A 6216-nucleotide genomic window follows, 5' to 3' on the forward strand; every position below is an offset into this window, starting at 1 on the left:
CCGGTGGAAACCGGGTGCACGCGGGCCGCGCGTGCCCGATCATGGCGGCATGTCCGCACTTCCGCACGACGTCCCGCCGCTCCGGCTCAACGTCGACGTCTCCGACTCCCCCTCGGACGTCGTCGACCTGCTGTTCCTCGGCCGTTTCGCGACGGGCGAGCAGCCGTACGCGCACGCGGCGAACATCGAGCGGGTGCGCTCCGGCGCGACCCTGCTGCCGCAGGGCGCCCGGGTGCTGCGCCTGTCCCGCGACGCCGACCGCAGCGCCACCCTGGCCGAGGGTGACGGCTGGACGCTGCTGATCTCCCGCTGGAACCGGGGCGCCGATGTCACGGTGACCGCGACCAGCGCCGAGCTGGCCTCGAAGGTGCTGGACGAGGCAACCGACGGCGCCGCCGACGAGCCCGAGCCGCAGCCGGAGAACGTGACGATGGGCTTCTGGTACATGTCACCCCGGCGCGGCCCGTACCGCACGACCCGGCAGATCGCGGCGGGCACCTGGGACGAGGTGCGCGCCAACTACACCGCGCCGGTGGCGGAGGTGATGGACGGTCTGATGAGGACCACGCCGGAGGACATCGCCGGGCGGCTGCTCCTGCTGCACGGCCCGCCGGGCACCGGCAAGACGTCCGCGCTGCGCACCCTGGCCCGGTCCTGGCGGGAGTGGTGCCAGGTGGACTGCGTCCTGGACCCGGAGCGCCTCTTCTCCGACGTCGGCTATCTGATGGACATCGCGATCGGCGAGGACGACTCGACGGGCAAGAGCCGCTGGCGGCTGCTGCTCCTGGAGGACTGCGACGAGCTGATCCGGGGCGAGGCCAAGCACACGGCGGGGCAGGCCCTGTCCCGGCTGCTGAACCTCACGGACGGCCTCCTGGGCCAGGGCCGCAATGTCCTGGTCGGCGTCACCACCAACGAGGACCTGGAGCGCCTGCACCCCGCCGTGGTCCGCCCCGGCCGCTGCCTCGCCCGTATCGAGGTCGGCGCGCTGACCCGCCCCGAGGCCGTCACCTGGCTCGGCACGGAGAAGGACGTCCCCCGCGAGGGCGCGACCCTGGCCGAGCTGTACGCCCTCCGCCGGGGGACGTCCCCGAGAACCCTCCCGGAGCCCCGGGGCGGGACGGATGCGGGGCTTTATCTGTAGACGGGGTCTGTGGACGGGGTCTGTGGACGGGATCTGTGGACGGGATCTATAGACGCGGTCTTTAGACGGGGTCTGTAGACGGGCGGGATCTGCCGACGGGAATCCGTGGGCGGGGACCCGTAGTACAGGGAATCTGTAGTGCGGGGGCTGGGGCTTCGCCCGGGCATCGGTAGCCCACCCACGTGCCCGCCCACGGAGGCGCCCGGGACGCCCGGCCCGGAGGGTGACGCCCCGGGTCAGTCCGCGTAAGCCGCCCGCAGGGCTTCCCGTACGGCGGTCAGGGCCGCCGGCTGTGCCACGCCGAGGCGGCGGACCCGTTCCGCGTAGGCCTGGGCGGCCGAGGCCGCTTCCCGTTCGGCGGCGGAGCCCGCGGCGGCGACGAACGTGCCGTTGCGGCCCCGCGTCTCGATCACCCCGTCCGCTTCCAGCGCCCGGTACGCCTTGGCCACGGTGTTCGCCGCGAGGCCCAGCGTCTCGGCGAGCCCGCGCACGGTCGGCAGCCGGTACCCCACCGGCAGCAGCCCCGACCGGGCCTGCTCGGAGATCTGTGCCCGCACCTGCTCGTACGGCGGCGCGCTGTCATCGATCCGGATCTTCAAGGTCACGCCCCCGATTCTCCCGTACCCGCCGGAACCGGCGCACCCGGCGGGCCCTTGGCACCCGGCGGGCCCTTGGCACCCGGCGGGCCCTTGGCACGCGGCGGGCCCTTGGCACGCGGCGGAGCACCCGGTACCCGGCGGGCACCCGCACCCGGCGGAGAACGGCCCCGCACCCGGCGGAAAATCGGAGGCGCCCCGTGCCGGGCCCCCGTAGCGTGCGGCGCCATGACCGTGATCGTGCGTGATATCCGCCCCGAGGTCCGGGCCGACGCCGAGGGCTTCTGCGCGGCCCGGCGGCTGGCGCTGCCATATCTGCTGGCCACACCGGAGTCGGTGCTCCACGACCTGGCCCACAGCCGCCCGGACGCGCATCACCGGCTGCTGGTGGCGGAGCTGGACGGCGAGATCGTCGGCACCGCCAAGGCCGGTATCGCCCTCGACAGCCCCGAGCCCGGCCACGGCTACCTCAATGTCCACGTCCGCCCCGACCGCACCCGCCACGGCGCCGGTTCGCTGCTGGTGCGCACGGCCGAGGAGCATCTGGCGACGCGCGGCGCCACCCAGGTGTTCGCCTGGGTCCTGGACGGGCCGGACCACCGGGCCTTCGCCGAACGCCTCGGCTACCACCCCAGCCGCTCCAGCCACTTCCTGCGCCTGGACCTCTCGACCGGCACCCTCCCCCCGCTCCCGCCGCTGCCGCCCGGCGTCGCACTGCGCACCGGCGCCGACTACGCCGACGACCCCCGCCCGCTGTTCACGCTGGACGCCGAGGCCACCTCGGACGAGCCCGGCGACCTCGCGGCCGAGCTGACCGACTACCCGGCATGGCTCGCCGAGACCTGGCGGCACCCCCTGCTGAACCACGCCCTGACCTCGGTCGTCCTGGTAGACGGCGAACCCGCGGCGTTCAGCGCGGCCTACACCGACGGCCACGGCCGCTACGGCTCCGCCATGACCGGCACCGCCCGCGCCCACCGCGGCCGGGGCCTGGCCAAGCTCGCCAAGACCGACTCGCTGCACCGGGCCCGCGCCGCCGGGTGCGCCGAGGCGATCACCAGCAACGACTCCGGCAACGGCCCGATGATCGCGATCAACCAGTGGTTCGGCTACCAGATCTGCGCGACGGAGGTCCGCCATGCCCGCACCCTCGGCTGACCCGGCCCGCCCCGCGCTCCTCGACATCGTGCTCGTCAAGGCGGGCCGCACGAAGATCCGTTACCCGGCCGAGCTGCTCGCCGACGACGGTGTCCGGATCGCGGTGCGCGCCCCCTGGGCGGGCGAGGCCGCACGGGACTTCGGCTTCGTACGGTTCGAGAAGGGCGATGTCTTCACCGAGTACTACTGGCGTGACCGCTGGTACGCGGTGAAGGAGGTCCGCGACGCCCGGGGCACGCTCAAGGGCTGGTACTGCGACATCACCCGACCCGCCGTGCGCACCGGCCGTGAGCTGACCGTCGAGGATCTCGACCTGGACCTGTGGCGCTCCGCCGACGGCACCGACGTACGCCGCCTGGACGAGGACGAGTTCGCGGACAGCGGTCTGGCGGAGCGGGACCCCGCGGCAGCGGCGGCGGCCGTGGCGGCGCTGGAGGAGCTGGAGCGGCTGGCGGGTGCGGGGCGGTTCGGGGAGCTGGTGGCGTAGCCGCTCCTCTCATGACCGGGGGCGGCCGACCGTCACCGCATCATCGCCACCACCGCATACCTCTGGTCCCGCACCTCCCGCCCCCACAGTGCCGTGTCCTCGGACAGTGGCTCCATGCGCAGGTCGGCCGCGGCCGGGGTGAGGAGGGCGGTGAGGCGGTCGGCCGGTATGCCCGTCGGATCGGCCGTGCCCCAGACGCCCTCGATCAGGACCAGCCGGCCGCCGGGGCGGATCAGGCCACGCCAGCGGCGCAGGGCGCGGGCGGGGTCCGGGAGCGTCCACAGCACATGCCGGACGAGCACCACGTCGTAGCGCTCCTCGCCGATGGGGGGTGCCGCCGCGTCGCCGGTCAGGACCGCGGCGTCCCGGCCGGCGAGCTTGGCTCTGGCGCGCGCGACCATGGCCGGGGAGCGGTCGACGCCGGTGACACGGTGCCCCTGCTCGGCGGCGAGGAGGGCCAGGCTGCCGGTGCCGCAGCCGAGGTCGAGCAGGTCGCAGGGGCGGCCGGGCAGCCAGGAGCGCAGCCGCGCGGCCCAGGCGGCCCGCACCTCGGGGTCGCGCAGTCCGTGATCCGGCTCCTCGTCGAAACGGGCCGCCTCGGCGTCCCAGTCGACCGTGTCCGTCGTCGCCCGGGATCCGCTGTCCGTCACCGCGCCCGCCCCCTTCGTACCATCAGCGTCGTTCGTCATGCACCCAGAGTGACACCCGGCACTGACAATCGGCCGTTCACCACCCATGGGCACATGGGTACAGAGGGGTTGTGAGTCGAAGGACAGTTCAATCGTGATATGCGCCACTGACAGACCGGCATCGATGAGGAATTCTCGCCCAAAGGGTCTACCTCCGTGCCGCCACGGGAGCCGGTAGGCACTGAAGGAGGCAGCCATGCGCCGCGTGACCGTGCAGAAGCCCCTGAAGAAGACGGACGCCAGACGGGTCCGCGAGAAGCGCGAGGAGCGCCCCGCGGAACGCTCCGAGGTGCGCGAGGACATCGCCCGCACGTGGTGGCCGGAAGGCTGAGCCCCCCGCCGGGTTCTCAGTCCAGCCGCTTGCGGTAGTGGACGCGGTCGTACGGCCCGTCCACGCGCCGCTCCACGACCTCGTACCCGAATTTCGGGTAGATCTCCTGGTTCTCCCACATCAGGGCGTTGGTGTAGAGGCGGACCTCGGGCAGGCCCAGTGCGCGTGCCCGTGCGTCCACGAACTCCAGCAGCCGCCGGCCGACGCCCCGGCCGTGCGCGTCGGGGTGCACGGCGATGCTGTCCAGGAAGAGATGGTCGGCGTGTGCCTCGATCACCACGAGGCCCGTCACCGGTTCACCCGTGACGAACACCCGTCCGGCCGCCACCTCCGCCGCGTGATCCGCCTCCATGGGCTGCGGCACCACCCCGATCCGGGCGATGTAGTGCCGGTACGCGGCGTCGGTCACGCCCTTCACGGCGGGGAGGTCAGCCGCCGTCGCGGGCCGGATGCGTACGTCGTCCATGGCTTGAACCGTACCTACCTCAGCTCTGTCTGAGCACTTCCTTAAAGCGAGCATAAGGATCTCCACAGGCGGCTCTCAGCAGCCGATCGCGCGGATCGTTGCGGCTAGCTTCATCTCGCCCCCACGGGATCACCAAGATCCATCCGGGTCCCGCGAGATCGTCGAGCGACCGCTACGAGGAGTTCCCCCATGTCCGTTCGCCTGTCCGTTCGCCTGTCCGTTCGCCGCAAGGCCGCCGCTGTCGCGGCCGTCGGTGTCGCCCCGCTCGCCCTGACCGCGCTCTCCACCGCGCCCGCGTCCGCGCACGGCGCGTTGGGCGACCCGGTCAGCCGGGTGTCGCAGTGTCTGGCGGAGGGGCCGGAGAACCCGAAGTCCGCCGCCTGCAAGGCTGCGGTCGCGGCCGGTGGCACCCAGGCGCTCTACGACTGGAACGGCATCCGGATCGGCAACGCCGACGGCCGCCACCAGGAGCTGATCCCGGACGGCAAGCTGTGCAGCGCCAACGACCCCACCTTCAAGGGCCTGGATCTGGCGCGCGCCGACTGGCCCGCGACCAGCGTCAAGGCCGGTTCGTACAACTTCAAGTTCCGGGTGACGGCTCCGCACCAGGGCGCCATGAAGGTGTATCTGACCAAGCCCGGCTTCGACCCGTCGAAGGCGCTCGCCTGGGGTGACCTCGATCTGGCCAACCCGGTCGCGTCGACGGCCACCACCCGGACTTCGTCCGGCGGGTTCTACACCTTCCAGGGCACCCTTCCGGAGCGTTCCGGCCAGCATGTGCTGTACGCGGTGTGGCAGCGCTCGGACAGCCCCGAGGCGTTCTACTCCTGCTCGGACGTCACCTTCGGTGGCGCGAGCGGTGGCGGCACCGGGACCAGCACCGACAGCGGCACCGACGCCGGGTCCGGGACCGGGACCGGGACCGGCTCCACCCCGGCGCCCACCGCCTCCGCCCCGTCGCAGGAGCAGATAGACGCCGGTACCGACAAGTCGACGATCGAGAACAACGGGCACGGCGACCACGACCCGGCGACGACGACCGACCCCACGACGGACAGCGCCGGCGCTGACAGTGGTGACAGCGGCGACAGCGGTGAGAGTGGTGCCGGTGGTAACGAGCCGCAGGCCGCCGGTGCTCCGGCGCAGCCCGTGCAGGACGCCGGCTCCACCGGCCAGAACCTCGCCGAGACCGGCGGTGACAGCGCCACGCCGATGATCGCGGTCGGCGGTGCGGCGGCGCTGGCGCTGGGCTCGGCCGCGCTGTTCGCCTCGGTGCGGCGCCGGGCCCGCAACGGCGGCTGACGCACGCCCCCCTTGGTCCGGGGCCCGACCGGCGGCTCAGGCC

8 protein-coding genes are annotated in these 6216 nt (G+C 73.1%); 5 read left to right on the forward strand and 3 right to left on the reverse strand.

Annotated elements, in window-relative coordinates; translation table 11 throughout:
• Window positions 1-49: 49 nt before the first annotated feature.
• The gene (locus ACFXAZ_RS18055) at window positions 50-1144 is read left to right on the forward strand and encodes a DUF5925 domain-containing protein (RefSeq protein WP_384591566.1); all 1095 of its coding nucleotides are present in this window, start codon (window positions 50-52) and stop codon (window positions 1142-1144) included.
• A gap of 236 nt (window positions 1145-1380) precedes the next feature.
• Here ACFXAZ_RS18055 and ACFXAZ_RS18060 read toward each other — a convergent pair whose 3' ends face one another.
• Complete coding sequence (locus ACFXAZ_RS18060; RefSeq protein WP_384591569.1) at window positions 1381-1749, reverse strand: GntR family transcriptional regulator; 369 nt, start codon at window positions 1747-1749, stop codon at window positions 1381-1383.
• A gap of 219 nt (window positions 1750-1968) precedes the next feature.
• Between ACFXAZ_RS18060 and ACFXAZ_RS18065 the strand changes: the two genes are divergently transcribed.
• Window positions 1969-2898 (forward strand): GNAT family N-acetyltransferase, encoded by a 930-nt coding sequence (locus tag ACFXAZ_RS18065; protein WP_384591570.1) that lies wholly within the window; start codon window positions 1969-1971, stop codon window positions 2896-2898.
• Window positions 2879-3385: a DUF402 domain-containing protein gene (locus tag ACFXAZ_RS18070; RefSeq protein ID WP_384591573.1), complete on the forward strand. Its 507-nt coding sequence runs from the start codon at window positions 2879-2881 to the stop codon at window positions 3383-3385. The genes ACFXAZ_RS18065 and ACFXAZ_RS18070 overlap by 20 nt, the downstream gene beginning before the upstream one ends.
• Window positions 3386-3417: 32 nt before the next feature.
• Here ACFXAZ_RS18070 and ACFXAZ_RS18075 read toward each other — a convergent pair whose 3' ends face one another.
• Window positions 3418-4074, reverse strand: coding sequence for a class I SAM-dependent methyltransferase (locus ACFXAZ_RS18075; protein WP_384591576.1), 657 nt, complete (start codon window positions 4072-4074; stop codon window positions 3418-3420).
• Window positions 4075-4270: 196 nt separating this feature from the next.
• Between ACFXAZ_RS18075 and ACFXAZ_RS18080 the strand changes: the two genes are divergently transcribed.
• Complete coding sequence (locus tag ACFXAZ_RS18080) at window positions 4271-4405, forward strand: hypothetical protein (RefSeq protein ID WP_384591579.1); 135 nt, start codon at window positions 4271-4273, stop codon at window positions 4403-4405.
• 16 nt (window positions 4406-4421) lie between these two features.
• Here the strand turns inward: ACFXAZ_RS18080 and ACFXAZ_RS18085 are convergent, their stop codons facing one another.
• A complete protein-coding gene (locus ACFXAZ_RS18085) occupies window positions 4422-4871 on the reverse strand; it encodes a GNAT family N-acetyltransferase (RefSeq protein ID WP_384591582.1) in 450 nt (149 codons plus the stop codon).
• A 189-nt stretch (window positions 4872-5060) separates the two neighbouring features.
• Between ACFXAZ_RS18085 and ACFXAZ_RS18090 the strand changes: the two genes are divergently transcribed.
• Complete coding sequence (locus tag ACFXAZ_RS18090) at window positions 5061-6173, forward strand: lytic polysaccharide monooxygenase (protein ID WP_384591585.1); 1113 nt, start codon at window positions 5061-5063, stop codon at window positions 6171-6173.
• Window positions 6174-6216 lie beyond the last annotated feature (43 nt).

Source organism: Streptomyces sp. NPDC059477 (genome assembly GCF_042749375.1).
Taxonomy (GTDB): domain Bacteria; phylum Actinomycetota; class Actinomycetes; order Streptomycetales; family Streptomycetaceae; genus Streptomyces.